The organism is Lelliottia sp. CFBP8978, assembly GCF_034046055.2.
Classification (GTDB): domain Bacteria; phylum Pseudomonadota; class Gammaproteobacteria; order Enterobacterales; family Enterobacteriaceae; genus Enterobacter.
In genome coordinates this window covers 2860526-2886392 of sequence record NZ_CM188253.1, presented here as the reverse complement: position 1 = coordinate 2886392, position 25867 = coordinate 2860526, and the positions used below count along the sequence as shown (strand labels likewise).

Below are 25867 nucleotides of genomic sequence, written 5' to 3'. Positions count from 1 at the left end.
GCGCATTTCTGCCAGAAGGATGGCTTATCGTCTGCTACAATCTCGCCTCATTTTTTGAATGGACAGCATTTTCATATGGTTTCCGAAACTAAAACCACAGAAGCGCCCGCGCTACGCCGCGAACTCAAGGCGCGTCACCTGACGATGATCGCTATTGGCGGATCGATTGGTACAGGTCTTTTTGTTGCCTCTGGCGCAACCATTTCTGCAGCAGGCCCGGGCGGGGCACTCTTTTCTTATATCCTGATTGGCCTGATGGTGTATTTCCTGATGACCAGTCTGGGCGAACTGGCGGCTTACATGCCGGTATCCGGTTCCTTTTCGACTTACGGGCAAAAATACGTTGAAGAAGGCTTCGGCTTCGCGCTGGGCTGGAACTACTGGTACAACTGGGCGGTCACGATCGCCGTTGACCTCGTCGCCGCGCAGCTGGTGATGAACTGGTGGTTCCCGGACACCCCAGGCTGGATCTGGAGCGCCGTCTTCCTGGCAGTGATCTTCCTGCTGAACTACATCTCGGTACGCGGTTTTGGCGAAGCGGAATACTGGTTCTCGCTGATTAAAGTCGCCACGGTGATCATCTTTATCGTCGTCGGCGTGGCGATGATTGTCGGGATCTTCAAAGGCGCGCAGCCAGCGGGCTGGAGCAACTGGCAGATTGGCGAAGCGCCGTTTGCCGGCGGTTTTGCGGCAATGATTGGTGTGGCGATGATTGTCGGCTTCTCTTTCCAGGGAACCGAACTGATTGGTATCGCGGCCGGCGAATCAGAAGAGCCGGAGAAGAATATCCCCCGCGCAGTGCGTCAGGTGTTCTGGCGTATCCTGCTGTTCTATGTGTTTGCGATCCTGATTATCAGCCTGATCATTCCTTACACCGACCCGAGCCTGCTGCGTAACGATGTGAAAGATATCAGCGTGAGTCCATTCACCCTGGTCTTCCAGCACGCGGGTCTGCTCTCTGCGGCGGCGGTAATGAATGCGGTGATCCTGACGGCGGTACTTTCGGCGGGTAACTCCGGCATGTATGCGTCAACCCGTATGCTGTACACCCTGGCCTGTGACGGTAAAGCACCGCGCATTTTCTCTAAGCTGTCTCGTGGCGGTGTGCCGCGTAACGCGCTGTATGCCACGACGGTGGTAGCAGGCCTGTGCTTCCTGACTTCCATGTTTGGTAATCAGACGGTCTATCTGTGGCTGCTGAATACCTCCGGTATGACGGGATTCATCGCCTGGCTGGGTATTGCCATTAGCCACTATCGTTTCCGTCGCGGCTATGTGAAGCAGGGGCACGACATTAACGATCTGCCGTACCGCTCGGGCTTTTTCCCGCTGGGACCGATCTTCGCCTTTATTCTGTGCCTGACCATTACCCTCGGCCAGAACTACGAAGCCTTCCTGTCGGACACGATCGACTGGGGTGGCGTGATGGCGACTTATATTGGTATTCCACTGTTCCTGATCATCTGGTTTGGCTACAAACTGACAAAGGGAACGCGTTTCGTCCGCTACAGCGAAATGGATTTCCCTGGACGTACTAAACCATAACCGCACTTCCTCTCTTTTAACCCGCTCAAATGAGCGGGTTTTTTTATGCCCACACTATGAAGAAAAGACATAATTATTAACAATTAAATTGATAATAATTATCGTTTGCTTTATCGTTACGCCGTTATCAAAAGGATGAAGGAGTCAGCGTCGCGTGCTGGTCTGACGAAGACGTTGCTGCCACACCTGCAAATAAACACCCTGTTGACTCGCCATAGAAGCGAGCGGCATGCAATGCACTGTGAGCAATAATTATTTGATATTGTTGTGTTTACCTCATGGAGATATGGAATGTTTAGGTTAAATCCCTTCGTACGGGGAGGACTCTGCGCGTCCGCACTGTCCCTGGCGCTACCTGTTGTCGCGGCCGAATCTGGCGAGACGATGGTTGTCACGGCTTCCGCCACCGAACAAAACCTCAAAGATGCACCCGCCAGTATCAGCGTCATTACTCAGGAAGATCTGCAACGTAAACCCGTGCAGAACCTGAAAGATGTGTTACGGGATATTCCGGGCGTGCAGCTCACGAGCGAAGGCGATAACCGAAAAGGTGTCAGTATCCGTGGGCTGGACAGCAGCTATACCTTAATCCTGGTGGATGGCAAGCGTGTCAGCTCGCGCAATGCTGTTTTCCGCCATAATGATTTCGACCTCAACTGGGTCCCGGTTGATGCCATTGAGCGTATCGAAGTGGTGCGCGGGCCGATGTCGTCGCTGTACGGTTCCGATGCCCTCGGCGGCGTAGTGAACATCATCACTAAAAAAATCGGTCAGAAATGGACCGGAACGCTGACGGCTGACTCGACGATTCAGGAGCATCGCGATCGCGGTGATACTTATAACGGCCAGTTCTTTACCAGCGGTCCGCTGGTGGATGGCGTCCTGGGCGTGAAAGCGTTCGGTAGCCTGGCCAAACGTGAAAAAGACGACCAGCAGCAATCTTCGACTACCGCGACGGGTGAGACCCCGCGCATCGAAGGATTTACCAGCCGTGATGCCAACGTAGAGTTTGCGTGGACGCCGAACGAAAACCATGATTTCACCGCAGGCTACGGTTTTGACCGCCAGGACCGCGACTCCGACTCCCTCAATCAGAACCGCCTCGAACGCCAGAACTACTCCCTGAGCCACAACGGGCGCTGGAATACTGGCAACAGCGAGCTGAAATTCTACGGCGAAAAAGTCGATAACAAAAACCCGGGCAACAGCAGCCCAATTACCTCAGAAAGCAACAGCATCGACGGGAAATACGTCCTGCCATTGGGCGAAATTAATCAATTGCTCACCTTCGGTGGGGAATGGCGCCACGATAAGCTCAAAGACCCGGTAAACCTGACCGGGGGATCCAGCAGCAATACCTCTGCCAGCCAGTACGCTCTGTTTGTTGAAAACGAATGGCGTATTTTTGAACCGCTGGCGCTGACCACTGGCGTGCGTATGGATGATCACGAAACCTACGGCGATCACTGGAGTCCGCGGGCGTATCTGGTTTACAACGCGACCGATACCGTCACGGTGAAAGGGGGCTGGGCAACGGCGTTTAAAGCGCCTTCGCTGCTGCAGTTAAGCCCTGACTGGACCACCGGTTCATGCCGTGGTGCTTGTGAAATCGTCGGTAGCCCGGATCTGAAACCGGAAACCAGCGAAAGCTTTGAACTGGGCCTGTATTACGCCGGGGAAGAGGGCTGGTTAGAAGGTGTTCAAGCGAGCATCACGACCTTCCAGAATGACGTTGATGACCGTATCAGCATCTCACGTACCGCTAACGTTAATCAGGCAGCTGGCTATCCCAATTATGTTGGGCTGAATGCTGACGGCGAGCCTATTTTCCGCTACTACAACGTTAACAAAGCGCGTATCCGCGGTGTGGAAACGGAGCTGAAATTCCCGCTGGCTGAAGACTGGAAAATGACGCTGAATTACACCTATAACGATGGTCGTGATATCAGTAATGGCGGCAATAAGCCACTGTCGGAGCTGCCGTTCCATACCGCTAACGGTACGGTCGACTGGCAGGCTACCGATGCCTGGTCATTCTATGTGCAGGGGAACTACACCGGCGAGAAACGTGCGCTCACCGATGGCGATGCAACGCCTGGCGGTTACGTGGTCTGGAACACCGGTGGCGCCTGGCAGGCAACAAAAAACGTCAAGCTGCGCGCGGGTGTGCAAAACCTGATGGACAAAGATCTCAGTCGTGACGATTACAGTTATACGGAAGATGGTCGCCGTTACTTTATGGCGGTGGATTATCGCTTCTAAACTGGTGCGATGATAAAGCCCTCTCTGATGGTGAGAGGGCAAGGGGGCATAATGCCCCCGATGACCCGCTGATTACTTCAGCAGGTGCTCCGCATGGAAGCGGAGATGATCTTCGATAAACGACGCAATAAAGTAATAGCTGTGGTCGTGTCCGGGCTGAATGCGCAGCGTCAGCGGCCAGGCTTTCTGGCGCGCCACTTCCGCCAGCACGGCGGGTTGAAGCTGGTTGGCAAGAAACTGATCCGCATCACCCTGATCGATCAGGGTAGGGATAGCGTCTCCCGGCTGGCTGGCCTGCATTAACGCGCAGCTGTCCCACTCCTGCCATACTGATTCATCTTCACCCAGATAATGTGAAAACGCCTTCTGCCCCCACGGGACCTGAGTCGGGTTCACAATCGGCGCAAATGCCGACACGCTGGTGAATTGACCTGGATTTTTAAGCGCCATGATTAACGCGCCGTGGCCGCCCATCGAATGGCCGCTGATAGCCGCGCGATCGCTCACCTCAAACTGAGCCTGCACCAGCGCGGGCAGCTCGTCGCGAAGGTAATCGTACATCCGGTAATGGCTTGCCCAGGGCTGCTGAGTCGCATTCAAATAAAAACCTGCGCCTTTACCCAGATCGTACCCGGCATCGTCAGCGACATCATCGCCGCGCGGGCTGGTATCTGGCATCACCAGCGCGATCCCCAGCTCCGCCGCGATACGCTGCGCCCCGGCTTTGGTGGAGAAGTTTTCATCATTGCAGGTCAGGCCGGAGAGCCAGTACAACACCGGTGGCTTAACATTTTCGCCTGTCGGCGGCAGAAAAATGCTGAACGTCATCGCGCAGTTCAGCGTGGTGGAGTCGTGCCGCCAGCGCTGCTGCCGACCTTCAAAACAACGGTGCTCTTCGAGCAGTTCCATGCAAGGCTCCTTACTTCATTTAGCTATTCATGAAATCCATAATACAGATAATTCATTCACCTGTGAGCAACTTTCACTTCCGCTGTCACGCCAGATGTTGCATCATTAATTAACTTAATTTTAACAAATGAGGCAACCATGGCGCTGCGAATCGCGCTCAGTGGATTTGTGGTGTTGGTTGTGGCCATGGGGATTGGCCGGTTTGCCTTCACACCTCAGGTTCCACTGATGATTGAGGCCGGGCAGTTGACGTTAACCAGCGCCGGGCTGGTGGCGGCCATGAACTATCTCGGCTATCTCGTGGGTGCCTGGGATGCTATGCGCGCGCATCGTTTTGTCGAAGGACGGCTCTGGCTCGGCATTTTTGGTGCTGTTGCACTGACGCTGCTGTCGGCAATAGCGGATAACGCCATTGTTCATGGGATTATGCGTTTTGTCATTGGCTGTATGAGCGGCTGGTCAATGGTGCTGATTGCCGCGTGGACTAACGAACGGCTGGCCCATTTTGGTAAGCCGGGCCTGAGCGCGGCGGTATTTGCCGGGCCGGGGGCGGGGATTGCGTTAAGCGGTTTGCTTGCCGTGTACATTCAGGCGCGTTCGCTGTCAGCGGGGGCTGCATGGCAGATTTATGGCGTGCTGGCGCTGATTTTAATTGTGCTGGTTGCGCGTTATCTGCCGCGAACGGGGCAGTTACATCGTCCCGGGACGGCGCCGCAGCCTCTGGTGCTGACCGCCGACCTGCGCCGCCTCGTCTGGAGCTACAGCCTGGCGGGATTTGGCTACATTCTTCCGGCGACCTTTTTATCGCAAATGGCGGCGCTTCGCTTTCCGGGCAGTGTGTTTGCCCAGTTTGTCTGGCCCGTATTTGGTGCGGCTTCCGTCGTCGGGATCGCACTGAGTATCGCGCTGCGTCATGTCTCGACGTCAAATCGCCGGCTGTCCATCGTGCTGTGGTTACAAGGGGTGGGCGTGTTTGCCGCCTGGCTGTTGCCGGGAATCGGCGGCCTGGTGACCGGTGCGCTATTGGTGGGCGGCGGTTTTCTCTGCGCTGTTCAGCTGTCGCTGCTTTGTGGTCGGGAGCTGGCGCCTCAGCACACGCGCTATATGGCGGGATTACTGACCACCGGCTACGCCATCGGTCAGCTGATTGGCCCGATGACCTCGGCTTTATCGACGTGGCTGACCCATCAGCTGGAGCCTGCTCTCGGCCTGGCGGGCGTGGCACTTTTTGTCGGCGGAGCGCTGGTCTGGAATCGTCAGGCCGAAAGGCAGCAACAATTGCAATAATTATCACCGTGAATACTGGATTATGTGCGCCACCTCACGCACAATGAGCGCACACTTTTGCCTCAAAGAGGGCAAAAGGCAGCCACACCTGCAGGAGAAAAATAATGCCATCACTCAGTAAAGAAGCCGCCCTCGTTCACGAAGCGCTGGTTGCGCGTGGTCTTGAAACCCCGCTGCGCCCGCCGGTTAATGAACTGGACAACGAAACACGTAAACGTCTTATTTCCGGGCACATGACTGAGATCATGCAGTTGCTGAATCTCGACCTGAGCGATGACAGCCTGATGGAGACGCCGCACCGTATCGCAAAAATGTACGTCGATGAGATTTTCTCTGGCCTCGATTACGCCAACTTCCCGAAAATCACCGTCATCGAAAACAAGATGAAAGTTGATGAAATGGTGACCGTGCGCGACATCACGCTGACCAGCACCTGTGAACATCACTTTGTGACTATTGATGGCAAAGCCACGGTAGCGTATATCCCTAAAGATACGGTTATTGGCCTGTCCAAAATCAACCGCATCGTGCAATTCTTTGCTCAACGTCCGCAGGTTCAGGAACGTTTGACGCAGCAGATCCTGACGGCGCTGCAAACGCTGCTGGGAACCAATAACGTGGCAGTGTCGATTGACGCGGTTCACTACTGCGTGAAAGCACGCGGCGTGCGCGATGCGACCAGTGCGACGACCACAACCTCGCTGGGCGGTCTGTTTAAATCCAGCCAGAACACTCGCCAGGAGTTCCTGCGCGCCGTGCGTCATCATAACTAATTAAAGGGCAGGGTAATGGAGCGTAATGTCACGCTGGATTTTGTTCGTGGCGTCGCCATCCTCGGTATCCTGCTGCTTAATATCAGCGCCTTTGGTTTGCCAAAGGCCGCTTATCTGAATCCTGCCTGGTATGGCGATATCACTCGTAGTGATGCCTGGACCTGGGCGATTCTGGATCTCTTTGCTCAGGTCAAATTCCTCACCCTCTTCGCGCTCCTTTTCGGTGCGGGATTGCAGATACTGCTCAAGCGCGGGAAGCGCTGGATCCAGTCCCGCCTGACGCTACTGGTCCTCCTCGGTTTTCTCCATGGGCTGTTACTCTGGGACGGCGATATTTTGCTGGCTTATGGGTTAGTGGGATTGATCTGCTGGCGGATGATCCGCGACGCTCAGGATGTCAAAAGTCTCTTCAACACGGGTGTCATTCTTTATCTTATCGGCATCGGCGTACTGCTGTTGCTGGGAATGATCTCCGGCGGCGCAACGAACCGTTCCTGGATACCGGATGCGGCAAATCTTCAGTATGAACAATTCTGGAAACTGAAAGGCGGCGTAGAAGCCATCAGCAACCGGGCCGATATGCTGGGTGATAATCTGATTGCTCTGGGTGCGCAGTATGGCTGGCAGCTGGCGGGGATGATGCTGATGGGCGCGGCGCTGATGCGTACCGGTTGGCTGAAAGGGGAATTCAGCGCCCGACACTATCGCTTAGTGGGGGCGGGGCTGATCCTGCTCGGTGTGGCAATCAATCTTCCGGCGGTGATTGCGCAATGGCGGCTGGACTGGGATTACCGCTGGTGCGCATTTCTGTTGCAGGCCCCGCGCGAGTTAAGCGCGCCGTTTCAAACCATTGGCTACGCATCGTTAATCTACGGTTTCTGGTCGCATATTGCGCGGTGGAAATTAGCCTCTGCGGTGGCCTGCGTCGGGCGAATGGCGCTGACCAACTACCTGCTACAAACCCTGATTTGCACCACGCTTTTCTATCGTTTCGATCTGTTTATGAAATTCGACAGGCTTCAGCTGCTGGCGTTTGTGGTTCCGGTGTGGATTGCGAACATCGGCTTTTCCGTTTTCTGGCTGCGTTATTTCCGCCAGGGACCGGTGGAGTGGCTGTGGCGTCAATTAACCGCACGCGCTTCGGGTGTATCACTGACTCATACATCCAGATAACGATCTGGATCACAATCATTAACAAAACGGATGTAACCGTTTTCATCTGTGTGAGCTTCTTCACGTAGTCCCCTCTCTGTCGCTGCCAAAATAGCCTCCTTGCTAAACACAGGGGGTGTCTGTGAGTTGCTGCAATCCATTTAAGGATGGTGAATATGATCACCATTCGTGACGTAGCCCGCATCGCGGGTGTTTCTGTTGCTACCGTTTCCCGCGTGCTGAACAACAGCGCGCTGGTCAGCCCTGAAACGCGTGAAACCGTGATGAAAGCGGTCAACGAGCTGGGCTATCGCCCGAATGCCAATGCTCAGGCGCTTGCCACCCAGGTGAGCGACACCATTGGCGTGGTGGTGATGGATGTCTCCGATGCGTTTTTTGGCGCGTTGGTCAAAGCCGTCGATGTTGTGGCCCAACAGCATCAGAAATATGTGTTGATCGGCAATAGCTATCATGAGGCTGAAAAAGAGCGTCACGCCATTGAGGTACTGATTCGCCAACGATGTAACGCATTGATTGTACACTCAAAAGCATTAAGTGACGAAGAGTTATCCGGGTTTATGGATCATATCCCCGGCATGGTTCTGATCAACCGTGTCGTACCGGGATATGCCCATCGCTGTGTGGCGCTGGATAACGTGAGTGGGGCAATGATGGCCACGCGAATGTTACTCAGCAACGGCCATCAGCGCGTCGGCTATCTGGCCTCCAGCCATCACATTGAAGATGACGACATGCGGCGCGAGGGGTGGCAGAACGCCCTGAAAGAGGCCGGAATCATGCCGGTGGACAGCTGGATGGGTACCGGCTCGCCGGATATGCAGGGCGGAGAAGCTGCCATGGTCGAACTGCTGGGACGTAACCTGCAACTGACGGCCGTCTTTGCCTACAACGACAGCATGGCCGCCGGGGCGCTGACGGCGTTGAAAGACAACGGCATTGCTGTGCCACAGCATTTGTCATTGATTGGTTTCGATGATATCCCAATCGCCCGTTACACGGACCCGCAGCTGACGACCGTACGCTATCCGATTGCATCAATGGCCCGTCTCGCCACTGAGCTGGCGTTACAGGGAGCCGCAGGGCAGCTGGATCCGGACGCAACGCACTGTTTCATGCCTACTTTAGTACGCCGCCACTCTGTGGCGTTAAGACAAATTGTGGCTCCGATCACTAACTGATAACAGAGGGTGATGTAACCGTTTTCAATCTGTGAGTAAATTCACAGTATCTTAACAAGGCGATGACTATGATGTCAGCGTTTTGGGAACTGAAACGCTATGTAACGGTGATTAATCACTTTCACAATAGTCAAAGTGCCACAAACAACGAATAAAACGCATTCTGGAGCGTTACCGAACACGGAAGATAGAAATTTTATAAGTGAACTTCGGCAGTCAGTAACGTTTTATTAACACCTGCCCGCCGACCGTTATTCACAAGAACTACCCTGCATAAAAAAAACCGGAGATACCATGAATAAGAAGGTGTTGACTCTGTCTGCTGTGATGGCAAGCATGCTTTTTGGTGCAGCAGCGCACGCTGCGGATACCCGTATTGGTGTGACTATCTATAAATACGACGACAACTTTATGTCTGTTGTTCGTAAAGCTATCGAGAAAGATGCTAAAGCAGCGCCAGACGTTCAGCTGCTGATGAACGACTCTCAGAACGACCAGTCCAAACAGAACGACCAAATTGACGTTCTGCTGGCGAAAGGCGTGAAAGCCCTGGCAATCAACCTGGTTGACCCGGCAGCAGCAGGTACGGTCATTGAGAAAGCGCGCGGCCAGAATGTGCCAATCGTCTTCTTCAACAAAGAACCTTCTCGCAAAGCGCTCGACAGCTATGACAAAGCCTTCTACGTGGGTACTGACTCCAAAGAGTCCGGTATTATCCAGGGCGATCTGATCGCAAAACACTGGGCCGCAAATCCAAACTGGGATCTGAACAAAGATGGTCAGGTTCAGTTCGTACTGCTGAAAGGCGAGCCGGGCCATCCGGATGCTGAAGCACGTACCACTTACGTTATCAAAGAGCTGAACGACAAAGGCCTGAAAACCCAGCAGCTGGCGTTAGACACCGCGATGTGGGATACCGCTCAGGCGAAAGATAAGATGGACGCGTGGCTGTCTGGCCCGAACGCTAACAAAATCGAAGTGGTAATCGCCAACAACGATGCGATGGCAATGGGTGCAGTTGAAGCGCTGAAAGCACACAATAAATCCTCTATCCCGGTATTCGGCGTGGATGCGTTGCCAGAAGCGCTGGCTCTGGTTAAATCTGGCGCAATGGCCGGTACCGTTCTGAACGACGCAAACAACCAGGCGAAAGCAACCTTCGATCTGGCGAAAAACCTGGCGGATGGCAAAGGCGCAGCTGATGGCACCACCTGGAAGATCGAGAATAAAATCGTTCGCGTACCTTACGTGGGCGTAGACCAGTCAAACCTGGCTGAGTTTATCGGTAAATAAGTCAGAGATTGCATGTTCTCACAGGGCGCAATTCGTTGCGCCCTTTTATAACGCGATATGCGAGGCCGTCAAGGTATAATTATGGTCAGCACAAATACTCAGTCGTCAGGCGAATTCTTGTTAGAAATGAGCAGTATTAACAAGTCTTTTCCAGGCGTTAAGGCCCTCGATAATGTTAATTTAAAAGTGCGTCCTCACTCTATTCATGCGTTGATGGGTGAGAATGGTGCGGGCAAATCAACATTATTAAAGTGTCTTTTCGGAATCTATCAAAAAGATTCTGGTAGCATTCTTTTTCAGGGAAAAGAGATCGACTTCCATTCCGCCAAAGAAGCGCTGGAAAATGGTATTTCGATGGTTCACCAGGAATTAAACCTGGTTCTTCAACGTTCTGTTATGGACAATATGTGGCTGGGTCGTTATCCGACCAAAGGCGTATTTGTCGATCAGGATAAAATGTATCGCGACACCAAAGCTATTTTCGACGAGCTGGATATTGAAATCGACCCGCGCGCGCGCGTAGGGACGTTATCCGTGTCTCAGATGCAGATGATTGAAATTGCCAAAGCGTTTTCCTATGATGCGAAAATTGTCATCATGGATGAACCGACTTCATCGTTAACGGAAAAAGAGGTTAATCACCTTTTTACTATTATCCGTAAACTGAAAGATCGCGGCTGTGGCATTGTGTATATCTCGCATAAAATGGAAGAGATCTTCCAGCTGTGTGATGAAATCACCATTCTGCGTGACGGACAGTGGATTGCGACTCAGCCGCTCGAAGGGCTGGACATGGATAAGATCATTTCCATGATGGTTGGCCGCTCCCTGAACCAGCGTTTCCCGGATAAAGAAAACAAGCCGGGCGAGGTGATTCTGGAAGTGCGCAATCTTACGTCACTACGCCAGCCCTCTATCCGCGATGTCTCCTTTGACCTTCACAAAGGCGAAATTTTAGGTATTGCCGGACTGGTCGGGGCGAAACGTACCGATATCGTGGAAACGCTGTTTGGTATCCGTGAAAAATCCGATGGCACTATCACGCTGCACGGCAAGAGAATTAATAACCATAATGCGAACGAAGCGATTAACCACGGTTTTGCGCTGGTGACCGAAGAGCGCCGCTCAACGGGAATTTATGCGTACCTGGATATTAATTTTAACTCGCTCATTTCGAATATTCGTAATTATAAAAATAAAATTGGTCTGCTGGATACTTCCCGTATGAAAAGCGATACCCAGTGGGTTATCGACTCCATGCGTGTGAAAACGCCAGGACACCAGACGCAAATTGGTTCACTGTCCGGCGGTAATCAGCAGAAAGTCATTATTGGCCGCTGGTTATTAACCCAGCCAGAAATTTTAATGCTTGATGAACCTACGCGTGGTATCGACGTTGGTGCAAAATTTGAAATCTATCAGCTGATAGCTGAACTGGCTAAAAAGAATAAAGGGATCATTATTATTTCTTCCGAAATGCCGGAATTGTTAGGGATCACAGATCGTATTCTGGTTATGAGCAATGGTCTCGTTGCCGGAATTGTTGACACCAAAACGACAACGCAAAACGAAATTCTCCGTCTTGCGTCTTTGCACCTTTAAGATCAGGGGCTCCTCATGAGTGCGTTAAATAAAAAAAGTTTTCTCACTTATCTGAAAGAAGGCGGTATTTACGTTGTTCTTTTAGTGTTACTGGCCATTATTATTTTCCAGGACCCCACGTTCTTAAGTTTATTAAACTTGAGTAACATTCTGACCCAGTCCTCAGTGCGTATCATCATTGCTCTGGGTGTCGCGGGGCTGATTGTGACTCAGGGTACTGATCTGTCAGCCGGACGTCAGGTTGGCCTGGCGGCGGTCGTGGCGGCAACGCTGTTACAGTCGATGGAAAACGCGAACAAAGTCTTCCCGGAAATGGCGACTATGCCGATTATCGTGGTGGTGCTGATTGTCTGCGTCGTCGGCGCCATCATTGGCCTGATCAACGGTATTATCATTGCTTACCTGAATGTGACGCCGTTTATCACCACGTTGGGTACGATGATTATCGTTTACGGTATCAACTCCCTGTACTACGACTTTGTCGGTGCATCGCCCATTTCTGGCTTTGACAGCGGCTTCTCAACGTTTGCACAAGGCTTTGTGGCGCTGGGCAGTTTCCGACTCTCTTACATCACTTTCTACGCGCTGATTGCCGTCGCGTTTGTCTGGGTGCTGTGGAACAAAACTCGCTTCGGTAAAAACATCTTCGCCATCGGCGGTAACCCGGAAGCGGCTAAAGTATCAGGGGTTAACGTTGCTCTGAACCTGCTGATGATTTATGCGCTGTCCGGTGTGTTCTATGCCTTCGGTGGGTTACTGGAAGCGGGCCGTATCGGCTCAGCCACCAACAACCTGGGCTTTATGTATGAACTGGATGCGATCGCAGCCTGCGTAGTGGGTGGCGTTTCCTTCAGCGGTGGGGTGGGGACAGTTGTTGGCGTGGTCACCGGTGTTATCATCTTTACCGTCATCAACTACGGTCTGACCTACATCGGCGTGAACCCGTACTGGCAGTATATTATCAAGGGCGCGATTATTATCTTCGCCGTTGCGCTGGATTCACTGAAGTACGCACGTAAGAAGTAATCACGTTACAGATGGAAAAAGCCCGCTCATCGTTGAGCGGGCTTTTTTTATTTGCGGGTTTTCTTCTCTATATCCAGCAGCTGTTCCGGGGTGACCGCCGGGTAATCCTGCGCATCTTCCGGTATCTGGTGCATCGCCGGGATGGGAACCAGCGGGCCTAAAAAACGAGGTTCACGCTTGAAGAGATAAAGGTCGGCCAGAGCACCAAAGCGTGCGCCAAACTCGCGAACGCGGACGCTCCACATATCTTTAGGCGAAGGGACCGCATAACACTGGGCCTGAATGCCCATATGGAGCGCGATAAAGAGCGCTCGTTCGCAGTGGAAGCGTTGAGTGATGATGATGAAATCATTGGTATCAAAGACTTTACGCGTGCGGACGATCGAATCCAGCGTGCGGAATCCGGCATAATCAAGCACGATATCCGCCGGATCGACGCCAGCGGCAATCAAATCCTTACGCATCGTCACCGGCTCGTTATAGCTCTGCTGGGCATTATCGCCGCTCAGCAGCAGGTAATTGACCTTGCCGCTGTTATAGGCGTTTAGCGCGCCCTGAATGCGGTAGCGGTAGTACTGATTAATGACCCCGGTACGATAATATTTTGCCGTCCCCAGCACCACGCCGACCTGGCGATAGGGCAGGTCCTGCAAATCATCAAAAATATAGGGGGCGGTTTTCCAGCTCATCCAGCGATCGAGGCCGAGCGCCGTCAACAGCAGTATGCCGACCAGGACAGACAGGCTGTAAAACACACGCTTTAACATGAAGATGACTCGATCCGTGGGTGAAATTTCACTCAGGCTACTGTACCCGCCTGTGAAGCGCAAGAAACGGTGGTTTGATTGGGGGGATTTTCATCAGTATGGCGGACATTTCTGTCCGCCAAAAGCATTAAGCCAGTAACACGCGGTCGATGGCAGAACAACCCAGCGCTTTCAGGGTCGCGGCGGTGGCGTCCCACTGAATTAAAGGCGCATCGCCTTTTTCAGCCAGAATCGCGCGCTGAATATCCGGGTAGTCGTACCCGTTCAGGCTCAGCAGATTGAGTGCGCCTTGCAGCGGTGGCAGCGTCGGGTTGAATGCGGCATTTTCGGCGTAGCTGCCGGTGAAGATACGGCCATCACGGCACTCCAGCGCCACGCCGCTCGGCGCCTGGCTGTAGGGTGCATGGCTGTTGTTCGCCGCAGCGATCGCCGACTGGGCCAGTTCGTCGCCCGTTAACGCAAAGCCGTGGTTCTGCTCGTCCATCAGCAGCGTTTTGATCTCCAGATCTTTCGGGCCAAAAGCATCTGGCAGATAATCGCCAAGCGTATGTGGCTCACGGCCTGGCAGATTAATGCGCAGTTGCAGACCGCTGTTCAGCTCATTCATAAACTGACGGCAATGACCGCAAGGGGTGTAGTTGACGGTGATGGCTTGCAGCGCTTTTTCACCGCGCAGCCACGCATGGCTGATAGTGCTTTGTTCTGCGTGGACGGTTTGTTGCATGGTCGCACCAAGGAACTCCATGTTCCCGCCGAAATACCAGGCTCCACTGACGCCGCGCGCGATTGCGCCGACGTTAAAATGGGAGAGATCGGCTCTGGCGCAGGCGGCAGCCAGCGGCAGTAATGCGAAAGCCAGCGCGTCTTCGTCCAGTCCCGTTGCCTGTTTAAGCGTCGCGACCTGCTCTGCCGACAGCATGGCGGGGAAGTGCGTATCCGCCAGAACCGGGGCCAGGGCTGATTGCAAATTCTCTGCGAGCTGGGCGAAAGCAGTTTGAAAACGTGGGTGCATGGCAATGCCTCATAAAGGTTAATGGATCGGTAGTGTACGGAGCCAACAGGGCTTTATATGTGATCCAGTTCTCATTATGTGTGCAACTTATGAAATCAAAATGAATTTTGCGCGACGCATCGCAAATTTTAGCCCACCACCGCCAGAATAATCGGGAACAGGAACGGAGCAATCAGCGAGGTCATAATCCCGCAAATCACCAGCGCCAGCGAGCTGAAAGCGCCTTCCTGATAATCCAGCTCCGCACAGCGCGCAGTACCAAGGGCGTGTGAGGCGGTTCCCATTGCCAGACCGCGTGCGGCTTTGGTGCGGATACGCATTAAATTGAGCAACGTATGGCCAAACACCGCCCCCAGGATCCCGACAAAAATCACGCACATGGCGCTAATGGCCGGGATACCACCGATGCTGCCGCCCACGGCCATCGCAATCGGCGTGGTCACGGATTTCGGCAGAATAGAGGCGGCGATTTGCGGTGAGGCGCCCATCAGCAGGGCAACCGAGGTGCCTGTGACCATCGCCACCACGCTACCGATCAGGCAGATGGTAATGATCGATTTCCAGCGGGCGCGGATCTGATGCAGCTGCTCGTAAAGCGGAAACGCCAGCGCCACGACGGCAGGCTGCAGCAGATCGTTTAAAATCTTACTGCCCGCAAAATAGCGTTCGTAAGGAATGCCGGTGAGCAGCAGGAACGGAATAATCACCACCATCGCCACCAGCAGCGGGTTGAGCAGCGGCATTTTAAAACGGGCGGCAAGTTTACGTGCGGCGAAAAACACCACCAGTGTCAGTGGCAGCGACCACCAGATATTGGCCATCATTTTTTACTTCCTTTCTGCCCAACGACTTTGCGTTCGCCGTGCACCAGATGCGAACTCCAGCTCACCACCAGGAACACCACCAGCGTACTCACCGCACAGGAGACCAGAATTGGGCCGTACTGCGCTTTAAGCAGATCGTAATATTGCATCACGCCGACGCCGATCGGCACAAACAGTAGCGCCATATAGCGGATAAGAACGAAGCAGCCCGGGTTGACCCATTTTGCGGGAAGAATTTGCAGCGCCAGCAGCAGAAAAAGAATCAGCATGCCGATAATGCTGCCGGGAATGGTGATAGGCAGCAGAGATGAAATGAAAATCCCCGCATAGAGGCAGGCATAAATCAGAATAAACGCGCGCAGATATTGCCAGATAATATTGAATGATTTGCTCATGGTGAAAGTCCTTGATGGAACATATTCATCATACAATTAAACGTTAAAACGTGCTACGGATCACATCATGAATTTTGAGCATACCAGACATTCCTTTCTGGAACGTCGGGCATTTTCACAGGATTAACGGTAAAAGCGATAACAATCAGTGTAGTTGTCGTGCCCAGATTTGAAGCAGTGAAAGGAGAGAAACACCTCTGTCCTTACGGCGGGTTGCGGAGTCTCGCTTGAAAGCCTTTCCACGCTTCAGGAGAGCGGCTACCATAGCGCGTCTTTTTTCACAGGTATTGATCATGCGGGTATTACTGGCGCCGATGGAAGGCGTGCTCGACTCACTGGTGCGCGAGCTGCTGACTGAGGTCAATGATTACGATCTTTGCGTCACCGAGTTTTTACGGGTGGTCGATATGCTGTTGCCAGTAAAGTCGTTTTATCGACTCTGCCCGGAGCTGCATCGTCAGAGCCGGACCACTTCCGGTACGCTGGTGCGTATCCAGCTGCTGGGGCAATACCCGGAGTGGCTGGCGGAGAACGCCGCCCGCGCCGTAGAGCTGGGCTCTTACGGTGTGGATCTCAACTGCGGCTGTCCGTCCAAAATGGTCAACGGCAGCGGCGGTGGCGCAACGTTACTGAAAGATCCCGAGCTGATTTACCGTGGCGCGAAAGCGATGCGTGAGGCCGTACCTGCTCATTTACCGGTGACGGTAAAAGTGCGTCTTGGCTGGGACAGCGGCGATCGCCAGTTTGAAATTGCCGATGCGGTACAGCAGGCCGGTGCAACGGAGCTGGTGGTGCACGGGCGGACCAAAGAGGACGGCTACAAAGCCGAACGCATTAACTGGCAGGCCATCGGTGAGATCCGCCAGCGTCTGTCGATACCGGTGATCGCGAACGGCGAAATCTGGGATTACGAGAGCGCTCAGGCGTGTCTCAAAGAGACCGGCTGCGATTCCGTCATGATCGGTCGCGGGGCGCTCAACGTGCCCAACCTGAGTCGGGTGGTAAAATACAACGAACCGCGTATGCCGTGGCCTGATGTGGTCACGCTATTGCAAAAATATTCTCGCCTGGAAAAGCAGGGTGATACGGGGCTTTATCATGTGGCTCGTATTAAACAGTGGCTGAGTTATTTACGTAAAGAATACAGTGAGGCGCTCGGACTCTTTCAGGAGATCCGCACATTACAGACCTCAGCCGATATTACGCGCGTCATTCAGGCCAAATAATAGCGTCGGGATCGGAGCGTCAATGCGCTCGCAGGCCTGCATATGGCATATAAAACGCTATATGCGCTGAGTTTACTGAGGTGTTCCGCAAACGCAGAGTGCTGAATGACGGAACTGAAAACCGCCGTGGCCTTCTGACATCAGGGTAAAACCGCATCAATGACGACCTGCGTCACGTTTTTACACGTGATACATTGAGGCTGCGAATGAAACTGATAGAGTGCAAAAACTGGATTGTTACTGCTGCGGCAGGCAAAACCTGATTTTCTGGCATCTGCCGGAGGTCAGGTTTTTTTGTTTCTGGGGTTCTGATGAAAATCGCCAAAATTCTTAATAATAATGTGGTGGTTGTTCTGGATGAGCACAAGCGCGAACAGGTCGTGATGGGGTGCGGGCTGGCCTTCCAGAAACGCATTGGTGAAGATCTTGACGCGGAGAAAGTGGAAAAGGTTTTCGCACTGCAAAGTGACGAACTAGCGCGTCGGCTGGGGGAGTTACTCAGTCAGATCCCGCTGGAGGTGATGACCACCTGCGACCGCATTATTGGGCTGGCGGTGCAGCGGCTGGGGAAATTGCAGGATAGCCTCTACATCACGTTGACCGACCACTGCCATTTTGCCATCGAACGGCAAAAGAAAGGCTTAGCGATCAAAAATGTGCTGTTGTGGGAGATCAAACGTCTGTACCCGAAAGAGTTTGAGCTGGGGCAGGAAGCGAGAGCGATTATCGCCAGCAGGCTCGGGGTGGAGCTTGCTGAAGATGAAGCGGGCTTTATTGCCCTTCATCTGGTTACCGCGCAGCTGAACAGCGAAATGCCTGAAGTGATGCACGTCACCCGCGTAATGCAGGAGATCCTGCAGCTGGTGAAGTATCAGCTTCAGCTGGAATATGACGAAGAGTCGCTCAGCTATCAGCGCTTTGTCACCCATCTGAAGTTCTTTGCTCAACGGATGCTGACCCGCACCGTGGTGGAAGATGACGATGTGACGCTGCATACGGCGGTAAAAGACAACTACGCGAAAGCCTGGATGTGCGCCGAGAAAATCGCGCAGTATTTGCAGAAAAGTTATCAGCGCGAGCTGACGACGGAAGAAATTATGTTTCTCACCATTCATATTGAGCGCGTGAGAAAAGAAGGGCGATAAGCCCCAAAATCTGGATTGTTACTGCATAACGCAGGCAAAACCTGAGCGCGGCATCTGAAGAGGTGCCGTTCTCGGGTTTTTTTATTTTTATACTCAGTCAACAGATGCCTGCGGGCATCGAAGAAAGGAAATCGAGATGGAATATCAAGCTTTGGCGAAGGATATTCTCGGCCACGTAGGGGGCAAAGATAACATCATCAGTCTGGTTCATTGCGCCACCCGGCTTCGCTTTAAACTGAAAGAAAATCAAAAAGCGGATGCCGAAGGGCTGAAGAAAAATCCGGGTGTGATCATGGTCGTCGAAAGCGGCGGGCAATTTCAGGTGGTGATTGGAAACCATGTGAATGATGTCTGGAAAGCGGTGCGGGCTGAAGCGGGTTTGCATGACGATACGCCAGTGGCCGCAGACGAGAACGGAGAAAAAGGCAATCTTCTCGGGCGCTTGATCGACGTTGTCTCCGGCATCTTTACCCCGTTTATTGGCATCCTGGCGGCATCCGGTATTTTGAAAGGATTGCTGGCGCTGGCCGTGGTTTGCGGGTGGCTCAGTCCTGACAGCGGAACCTACAAGATCTGGTTTGCGGCAAGCGATGCCTTATTCTTCTTCTTCCCGCTGGTGCTGGGCTACACGGCCGGGAAGAAATTTGGCGGCAATCCGTTTATCACCATGGTCATCGGCGGTGCGCTGACCCATCCGATGATGATTCAGGCGTTTGAGGCCAGCCAACAAACCGTGGCTGTAGCGGACGCATTTCTTGGAATTCCGGTCACCTGGTTCAACTACAGCGCGTCGGTGATCCCGATTATTTTCGCAGCGTGGGTCAGCTGCTGGCTGGAAAAACAGAGCGGCAAGCTGCTGCCGTCGTCGATGAAAAATTTCTTTACGCCGCTGATCTGTTTAGCGGTCACCGTCCCGTTGACCTTCCTGGTGATTGGACCGGTAGCGACCTGGCTGAGCCAGCTACTGGCTAACGGCTATCAGGTGATTTATGTCCTTGCCCCGTGGCTGGCGGGTGCTGCGATGGGGGCGCTGTGGCAGGTGTGCGTGATCTTCGGTCTGCACTGGGGGCTGGTGCCGCTAATGATCAATAACCTGGCGGTGCTGGGGCATGACTCGATGCTGCCGATGCTGCTGCCTGCGGTGATGGGGCAGGTGGGGGCCGCGCTGGGGGTCTTCCTGCGCACTCGCGATGCGCGTCTGAAAATGCTGGCGGGCTCATCGGTAACGGCGGGGATCTTTGGCATCACCGAGCCGGCGGTGTATGGCGTGAACTTGCCGCTGCGCCGTCCGTTCATCTTTGGCTGCGTGGCCGGGGCGATTGGCGGTGCCATCGTAGGCCTGAGCCAGGCCTACGTTTACTCCTTTGGGTTTGCCAATATCTTTACCATTGCGCAGATGATCCCGCCGGGTGGCATTGATGCCTCGCTGTGGGGGGGGATTATCGGGACCGTGGTGGCACTGATTTTGAGTTGCGTGATGACGCTGGTTGCGGGGATGCCGGGGCGTGTAGTTGAGACGACGCCGGTCGCGGTAACCGCGGGCGAAGACGATGTGCTTTCGCCCATGAGCGGGACGGTACTGGCCCTGGATCAGGTGCCGGATGCCACTTTTGCGAGCGGTCTTCTCGGTCAGGGCGCGGCAATTATCCCGTCTGATAACAAAGTTATCGCCCCGTTTGCGGGTGAGGTCGCCTCGCTGTTCCAGACCAAACACGCGATTGGCCTGCTAAGCGAAAGCGGCATTGAAGTGCTGATCCACGTCGGTATCGACACCGTTAAGCTCGACGGTAAACCGTTCACCGCTCACGTCAACGTGGGCGATAAAGTGAAGCCTGGCGATCTGCTGCTGGAATTCGACAGACAGGCCATTCTTGACGCCGGATACGATCTGGCGACCCCGATTATTATCAGTAACAGCGACAGTTATGCCGAGGTGATCACCGTGGCGGCCAGCGCCGTCAACGCCGGTGCGCCGCTGCTGACCGTCAGCCATCAATAACAGGAGAACGTGATGAAAACTTTCCCGGATGCATTTTTATGGGGCGGCGCGGTTGCTGCCAACCAGGTAGAAGGCGCTTACCTTGAAGATGGCAAAGGCCTGTCAACGTCGGACGTCCAGCCGAAGGGTGTATTTGGCCCGGTGGTGGAGCGCGTGCCGGGCGACAGCGGGATTAAGGATGTGGCGATCGATTTTTATCATCGCTATCCGGACGATATTAAGCTGTTTGCTGAGATGGGATTTAGCTGCCTGCGTGTCTCTATCGCCTGGACGCGTATTTTCCCTGACGGGGATGAGCAGCAGCCGAATGAAGCGGGTCTGGCGTTTTACGACAAACTGTTTGACGAACTGGCCGCGCACAATATCACTCCGCTGGTGACGCTGTCGCACTATGAAATGCCGTGGGGCCTGGTGAAACAGTACGGTGGCTGGGGCAGCCGTCAGGTGATAGGTTTCTTCGAGCGTTATGCGCGCACGGTGTTTACCCGCTACAAAGACAAAGCGAAGTTGTGGCTGACATTTAACGAAATCAATATGTCCCTGCATGCGCCAATGACGGGCGTCGGCCTGCCGGAAACCAGCAGTAAAGCGCAAGTCTACCAGGCTATCCATCATCAGCTGGTGGCCAGCGCATTGGCGGTGAAAGCCTGTCATGAGATTATCCCGGAAGGCAAAATTGGCAATATGCTGCTGGGAGGGCTGGTCTATCCGCTCACCTGTAAGCCGGACGATGTCCTGGAAGCGTTGCAGGAGAACCGCGCGTGGCAGTTCTTCGGCGATGTGCAGTGTCGCGGCGCTTATCCGGGCTATATGCTGCGTTTCTTCCGCGATAACGGTATTCAGCTTGAGGTCACCGATGCCGATCGCGAGGCGCTGAAATCGACCGTCGATTTTATCTCCTTCAGCTATTATATGACCGGTTGTGTCACTACGGATGAAGAGCTGAACCAGCAGGCGCGCGGCAACATTTTAAGCATGGTGCCAAACCCGCATCTCGCCAGCTCAGAGTGGGGCTGGCAGATTGACCCGGTTGGTCTGCGTACTCTGCTGAATGTGCTGTGGGATCGCTATCAGAAGCCGCTGTTTATTGTTGAAAATGGTCTGGGCGCGAAAGATAAACCTGATGCCGACGGCATCGTGCAGGATGACTATCGTATTGACTATCTCAACGATCATCTGGTGCAGGTGCGCGAGGCAATCGAAGACGGCGTTGAGGTGATGGGGTACACCAGTTGGGGGCCGATCGATCTGGTGAGTGCGTCGAAAGCGGAGTTGTCCAAACGCTACGGCTTTATTTACGTCGATCGCGATGACAGCGGTAAGGGCACGCTGGCCCGCAGCCGTAAGAAAAGCTTCCACTGGTACAAAGAGGTCATTTCGACCAAAGGCGCTTCGCTAAAAGCGTAATCGCACGAAGCTTTGCCCGACCAACAATAATCGGTCGGGCAAATCATCAGAAAATCATTTTAAATACGCCCGTCACGACCAGTAAACCAATCAAAAAAATGATTAAGATAACCCACAGTAATATCTTCATTCCCTTCTCCTTAGCCAATGAGCTTAAGTGAATAAAGTGTAGCAGCCTGACGGTAAAGCTAAATAATAAGTTACATGAATGAATTTAACTTATTAATTCACAAGATAAATATTTTTCTGATTGTGTACGTATATATCAAATTAAGTATTGCCACGGGTTACTAAAAAAAAGAAAGACAGAAGAGGTAATTTGCGCCTTTCTTTTTGTGTGAATGGCGTGATGAAACGTTCGACTCTCTTATCGTTAACCTTACCTTTGTCTTTATTACTTGTTGCTTGTGCTCCCGGTCATGATACGTCAGCGTCACTGAATCAGCAGATCCCCGCCACGCGAATTAATACCCAGCTGTCGCAGCAGCAGTGGCCCAAAAATGAGTGGTGGAAAGCATTCCACGATACGCAGCTGAATGAACTGATCGCCAAAGCCCAGGCGGATGCCCCGGATATGCAGATTGCTCGTCAGCGTATCGCCCTGGCGGAGGCGCAGGCGAAAATGGCCGTTGCAGCCGACGGGCCGTGGGTCGATTTTTCCGCAGATGCCGAGCGGCAAAAAATGTCGGCAGAAGGGTTGATGGGACCTTTTGCAACGACCGATCCCGCAGCGGGAACCACCGGGCCGTGGTATACCAACGGAACCTTTGGTTTAACCACCGGCTGGAATTTGGATCTGTGGGGTAAAAACCGGGCAGAGACAGAAGCCCGAATTGGTAAGGTCAACGCGCAAAAAGCGGAGATGGAACAAACCCGCCTGGTGCTCGCCAGCAGCGTGGCGCGTTTGTACTGGGAATGGCAGACAGAGGCGGCGATAGGCAACGTGCTGACGGCGATTCAGCAGCAACAGGACGCGGTGGTCAATGCCGATCGCGAACTCTACGAGCACGGCGTCACCTCCTCGGTGGAAGGGGTGGTCAATAATATGAACTCCAGCAAAACGCAAGAACACGAGGCTGAAGTCGCCGGAAAAATGAAAGCCATCGAGGCGCGTCTGGAAGCGCTGACCAACACGTCATCGCTGAAACTCACCCCCCACGCATTGCCGGTGGTGGAGTCGTCGTTGCCTTCAACGTTGGGCTACGAACTGCTGGCGCGTCGTCCCGATCTGCAGGAGGCGCACTGGTATATTGAAGCGTCAATGAGCGAAGTGGACGCTGCAAAAGCGGCCTTCTACCCCGACATCAATCTGATGGCGTTCCTGCAACAGGACGCGCTGCACCTAAGCGATCTGTTCCGCTCCTCGGCACAGCAAATGGGGGTGACAGCCGGACTGACGCTACCGATCTTTGACAGTGGTCGGCTGAATGCCGGGCTGGATATCGCCCAGGCGCAAAGTAATCTGAGCATCGCGAACTACAATAAAGCCGTGGTGGAAGCGGTGAATCAGGTCGCGCATACGGCCAGCGAAGTTGAAACGCTGATCGGTAAAAATAAGCATCAGCAGCATGTCGAAGCCGATGCCGCTCGCATTGTCGCACTGGCGCAGGCGCGCTTCTCGGCCGGAATCATTGCAGGCTCACGAGTCAGTGAAGCCCGGATCCCCGCTCTGCAGGAGCAGATCACCGGGCTGATGTTGCAGGGGCAATATATTGACGCCACGCTGCAGTTGACGGCAGCACTCGGCGGCGGTTATCACCAGAGCTAATTAGTGTGCCTTATCTATACTTACCTCTTTGTCGTTTGACGGAGGCAGGTATGGCATCAACTCAACGTGTTGCAATTGTGACGGCATCAGATTCCGGGATCGGTAAGACGACGGCTCTGCTTCTTGCCGGGCGCGGGTTTGATATAGGCGTGACCTGGCATTCTGATGAGGGCGGGGCGCTGAAGACCTGTCAAGAAATTGAAGCGCTTGGCCGACGCGCCGAGGCCATCCAGCTGGATTTAAGCCATCTGCCGGAAGGGGCAAACGCCATTGAAACGCTTATCGCCCGCCTGGGTCGCCTGGACGCATTGGTCAACAATGCCGGAGCGATGGCCAAAGCCCCGTTTCTGGATATGTCGTTTGAAGACTGGCGATCGATATTTACCGTGGATGTGGATGGCGCGTTTCTCTGTTCGCAAATCGCCGCCCGGCAGATGATTCAGCAGGGAGAGGGGGGACGGATTGTGAACATCACCTCGGTGCATGAGCATACGCCACTCCCGGAGGCCAGCGCCTATACGGCAGCTAAACATGCCCTGGGCGGGTTAACCAAATCCATGGCTCTGGAGCTGGTGCATCACAATATTCTGGTTAACGCCGTGGCGCCTGGCGCTATCGCTACGCCGATGAATGATATGGACGACAGTGAAGTCAAAGCCGGTTCAATGCCGGAAATCCCTCTCGCTCGTCCGGGCCATACCAGTGAGATAGCCAGTCTGGTGGCCTGGCTGTGTGACACTGATGCCAGCTACACCACCGGGCAGTCGTTTATTATTGATGGCGGTTTTATGCTCGCCAATCCGCAGTTTAAGCCGCAGGATGATGGGCGCTAATCGCGCCGCTTGTCGCGATATTTGAACCACAGCCGTACCGCCACCACCAGCACGACGACCAAAACCACCCAGATCCAGTGCTTCAAATGCTGATCAAGGTTATGCAACCAGGGGGCGATCACTTCGCCTCCGACATAACCCAGAGAGGTAAAAATGAGTGCCCAGGCGATGGCACCAATAATATTGAGCGGCAGGAAAATCTTAGGCGGCAGGTGGCTGGCGCCAATCAGTATTGGGCCAATAATGCGGAAGCCGTACATAAATCGGGTTCCGATAACAAATAAATAGGGGTGGCGCTGGATCAGTCGTTGGGCGCGATGAATTTTTTTCTGATGCTTTGCAAAACGTTTAAGAAGCGCGGGACCAAAGCGTAAACCCAGCAAATAGAGGAGCTGATCGCCAATCATCCCGCCCAGCGCCACGGCAGCAACCACCAGCGGAAAGCGGAGCAAACCCTGATGGGCCGCGACACCGCCAAGAAGTGTAATCGTTTCACCTTCCGCCACGCTGCCAATCACCAGTGCGACGTACCCATACTGCTCAATTAGACTATTGATATCCATAAAGTAAGCGTAGTCTCCCTGCGTTAACGTGCTTTAAGCATACACCCTGTCAATCAATGGTGCGGCAACCATCGCGAATTCCCCCTCTGCGGCATTTTTAGTGCTGTACATAAAATAATCTAAAGGCTGCATTATACTGAAAGTATCGCAGTGCGGGCTGACAATGAGGGGGCGGTATGAACCATGTCTGGGGGCTGTTTTCCCATCCCGATCGTGAAATGCATGTCATCAGAAACGAGAACGAAACGGTCGCGCATCACTATACGCACCATGTCCTGCTCATGGCCGCAGTACCGGTGATATGCGCGTTTATTGGCACCACACAAATCGGCTGGAATTTTGGCGATGGCAACATCGTGAAGCTCTCCTGGATGACCGGGCTGGCTCTTGCGGTTGTCTTTTATGGTTTGATGCTGGCAGGCGTCGCGGTGATGGGACGGGTCATTCACTGGATGGCGCGCAACTATCCTCAACGGCCATCGCTGGCGTTGTGCATGGTGTTCGCCGGATACGTTGCCACACCCATTTTTATGAGCGGCATCGTCGCCCTCTATCCGCTGGTGTGGCTGTGCGCGCTCGTGGGAACCATCGCGCTGTTCTACACCGGTTATCTGCTGTATGTCGGTATTCCCACTTTTCTCAATATTAACAAAGAAGAGGGATTAAGCTTCTCCAGCTCTACCCTCGCCATTGGCGTGCTGGTGCTTGAAGCACTTCTGGCGCTGACGGTGATCCTCTGGGGCTACGGCTATCGTCTCTTCTGACCTGAATACATTGCTGGTATTTATGCCAGCAATGCATTATTTGTTCATGATTCTTCACTGGCGACATATTCCCGGGCCAGCTATGATGCCTTTGCCAGCCTGTGTTTGCTCTTTTT

General features: G+C 53.7%; 23 protein-coding genes. 16 read left to right on the top strand and 7 right to left on the bottom strand.

All coding sequences use genetic code 11. The features are described from left to right. Positions 1-75 precede the first annotated feature (75 nt). Both lysP and cirA read left to right on the top strand, forming a co-directional pair. Positions 76-1545 carry a lysine-specific permease gene (lysP, locus tag SOM82_RS13605; RefSeq protein WP_320459773.1) on the top strand — a complete coding sequence of 490 codons (1470 nt, stop codon included), beginning with the start codon at positions 76-78 and terminating at the stop codon, positions 1543-1545. Between the two features lie 291 nt (positions 1546-1836). Beyond that, on the top strand, positions 1837-3807 hold the full coding sequence (gene cirA / locus SOM82_RS13600) for a catecholate siderophore receptor CirA (RefSeq protein WP_320459774.1): 1971 nt from the start codon (positions 1837-1839) through the stop codon (positions 3805-3807). Between the two features lie 72 nt (positions 3808-3879). Here cirA and fghA read toward each other — a convergent pair whose 3' ends face one another. Then, complete coding sequence (gene fghA, locus SOM82_RS13595) at positions 3880-4716, bottom strand: S-formylglutathione hydrolase (protein ID WP_320459775.1); 837 nt, start codon at positions 4714-4716, stop codon at positions 3880-3882. Positions 4717-4854: 138 nt separating this feature from the next. Between fghA and SOM82_RS13590 the strand changes: the two genes are divergently transcribed. The 7 genes from SOM82_RS13590 to mglC all read left to right on the top strand — a co-directional run bounded on the left by SOM82_RS13590 (position 4855) and on the right by mglC (position 13048). Further along, positions 4855-6003 (top strand): YbfB/YjiJ family MFS transporter, encoded by a 1149-nt coding sequence (locus SOM82_RS13590; protein WP_320459776.1) that lies wholly within the window; start codon positions 4855-4857, stop codon positions 6001-6003. A gap of 104 nt (positions 6004-6107) precedes the next feature. Next, entirely contained in the window at positions 6108-6776 is a 669-nt protein-coding gene (gene folE / locus SOM82_RS13585; protein ID WP_154127379.1) for a GTP cyclohydrolase I FolE, read from the top strand. A 15-nt stretch (positions 6777-6791) separates the two neighbouring features. Then, positions 6792-7949 (top strand): DUF418 domain-containing protein YeiB, encoded by a 1158-nt coding sequence (yeiB, locus tag SOM82_RS13580; protein ID WP_320459777.1) that lies wholly within the window; start codon positions 6792-6794, stop codon positions 7947-7949. A gap of 155 nt (positions 7950-8104) precedes the next feature. Next, positions 8105-9127, top strand: a complete 1023-nt coding sequence (gene galS, locus SOM82_RS13575) for an HTH-type transcriptional regulator GalS (protein WP_154127377.1) — start codon at positions 8105-8107, stop codon at positions 9125-9127. A 294-nt stretch (positions 9128-9421) separates the two neighbouring features. Then, positions 9422-10420, top strand: a complete 999-nt coding sequence (mglB, locus tag SOM82_RS13570; protein ID WP_154127376.1) for a galactose/glucose ABC transporter substrate-binding protein MglB — start codon at positions 9422-9424, stop codon at positions 10418-10420. Positions 10421-10501: 81 nt separating this feature from the next. Next, a complete protein-coding gene (gene mglA / locus SOM82_RS13565; protein WP_154127375.1) occupies positions 10502-12022 on the top strand; it encodes a galactose/methyl galactoside ABC transporter ATP-binding protein MglA in 1521 nt (506 codons plus the stop codon). Positions 12023-12037: 15 nt separating this feature from the next. Further along, positions 12038-13048 (top strand): galactose/methyl galactoside ABC transporter permease MglC, encoded by a 1011-nt coding sequence (gene mglC / locus SOM82_RS13560; protein WP_100779526.1) that lies wholly within the window; start codon positions 12038-12040, stop codon positions 13046-13048. Between the two features lie 47 nt (positions 13049-13095). On the opposite strand, the gene sanA is transcribed toward mglC, so the two are convergent. The 4 genes from sanA to SOM82_RS13540 form a co-directional block, all read right to left on the bottom strand. Next, positions 13096-13815 carry an outer membrane permeability protein SanA gene (gene sanA / locus SOM82_RS13555; protein WP_154127374.1) on the bottom strand — a complete coding sequence of 240 codons (720 nt, stop codon included), beginning with the start codon at positions 13813-13815 and terminating at the stop codon, positions 13096-13098. A 127-nt stretch (positions 13816-13942) separates the two neighbouring features. Beyond that, positions 13943-14827, bottom strand: a complete 885-nt coding sequence (gene cdd, locus SOM82_RS13550; RefSeq protein WP_320459778.1) for a cytidine deaminase — start codon at positions 14825-14827, stop codon at positions 13943-13945. A gap of 128 nt (positions 14828-14955) precedes the next feature. After that, the gene (locus SOM82_RS13545) at positions 14956-15651 is read right to left on the bottom strand and encodes a CidB/LrgB family autolysis modulator (protein ID WP_154127372.1); all 696 of its coding nucleotides are present in this window, start codon (positions 15649-15651) and stop codon (positions 14956-14958) included. Then, positions 15648-16046: a CidA/LrgA family protein gene (locus SOM82_RS13540; RefSeq protein WP_154127371.1), complete on the bottom strand. Its 399-nt coding sequence runs from the start codon at positions 16044-16046 to the stop codon at positions 15648-15650. Before SOM82_RS13540 ends, SOM82_RS13545 begins: the two co-directional genes overlap by 4 nt. Before the next feature lie 293 nt (positions 16047-16339). Between SOM82_RS13540 and dusC the strand changes: the two genes are divergently transcribed. From dusC to SOM82_RS13520, 4 genes are all read left to right on the top strand, one after another. After that, positions 16340-17272: a tRNA dihydrouridine(16) synthase DusC gene (gene dusC, locus SOM82_RS13535; protein ID WP_320459779.1), complete on the top strand. Its 933-nt coding sequence runs from the start codon at positions 16340-16342 to the stop codon at positions 17270-17272. A gap of 311 nt (positions 17273-17583) precedes the next feature. Beyond that, positions 17584-18417: a BglG family transcription antiterminator LicT gene (licT, locus tag SOM82_RS13530; RefSeq protein ID WP_320459780.1), complete on the top strand. Its 834-nt coding sequence runs from the start codon at positions 17584-17586 to the stop codon at positions 18415-18417. A 136-nt stretch (positions 18418-18553) separates the two neighbouring features. Then, positions 18554-20416 carry a PTS beta-glucoside transporter subunit IIABC gene (bglF, locus tag SOM82_RS13525; RefSeq protein ID WP_320459781.1) on the top strand — a complete coding sequence of 621 codons (1863 nt, stop codon included), beginning with the start codon at positions 18554-18556 and terminating at the stop codon, positions 20414-20416. A 12-nt stretch (positions 20417-20428) separates the two neighbouring features. Continuing rightward, positions 20429-21823 (top strand): glycoside hydrolase family 1 protein, encoded by a 1395-nt coding sequence (locus SOM82_RS13520; protein ID WP_320459782.1) that lies wholly within the window; start codon positions 20429-20431, stop codon positions 21821-21823. Between the two features lie 46 nt (positions 21824-21869). Here the strand turns inward: SOM82_RS13520 and yohP are convergent, their stop codons facing one another. Then, complete coding sequence (yohP, locus tag SOM82_RS13515) at positions 21870-21953, bottom strand: small membrane protein YohP (protein WP_015572324.1); 84 nt, start codon at positions 21951-21953, stop codon at positions 21870-21872. 219 nt (positions 21954-22172) lie between these two features. Here yohP and mdtQ point away from each other — a divergent pair, with 219 nt between their 5' ends. Next, a complete protein-coding gene (mdtQ, locus tag SOM82_RS13510; RefSeq protein ID WP_320459783.1) occupies positions 22173-23591 on the top strand; it encodes a multidrug resistance outer membrane protein MdtQ in 1419 nt (472 codons plus the stop codon). 50 nt (positions 23592-23641) lie between these two features. After that, the gene (locus tag SOM82_RS13505) at positions 23642-24424 is read left to right on the top strand and encodes an SDR family oxidoreductase (protein WP_320459784.1); all 783 of its coding nucleotides are present in this window, start codon (positions 23642-23644) and stop codon (positions 24422-24424) included. Here SOM82_RS13505 and SOM82_RS13500 read toward each other — a convergent pair. Continuing rightward, on the bottom strand, positions 24421-24987 hold the full coding sequence (locus tag SOM82_RS13500; RefSeq protein WP_320459785.1) for a DedA family protein: 567 nt from the start codon (positions 24985-24987) through the stop codon (positions 24421-24423). The two genes, SOM82_RS13505 and SOM82_RS13500, sit on opposite strands and share 4 nt — an antisense overlap. A 176-nt stretch (positions 24988-25163) precedes the next feature. Between SOM82_RS13500 and SOM82_RS13495 the strand changes: the two genes are divergently transcribed. Beyond that, positions 25164-25751 (top strand): Yip1 family protein, encoded by a 588-nt coding sequence (locus SOM82_RS13495; RefSeq protein WP_320459786.1) that lies wholly within the window; start codon positions 25164-25166, stop codon positions 25749-25751. Positions 25752-25867 lie beyond the last annotated feature (116 nt).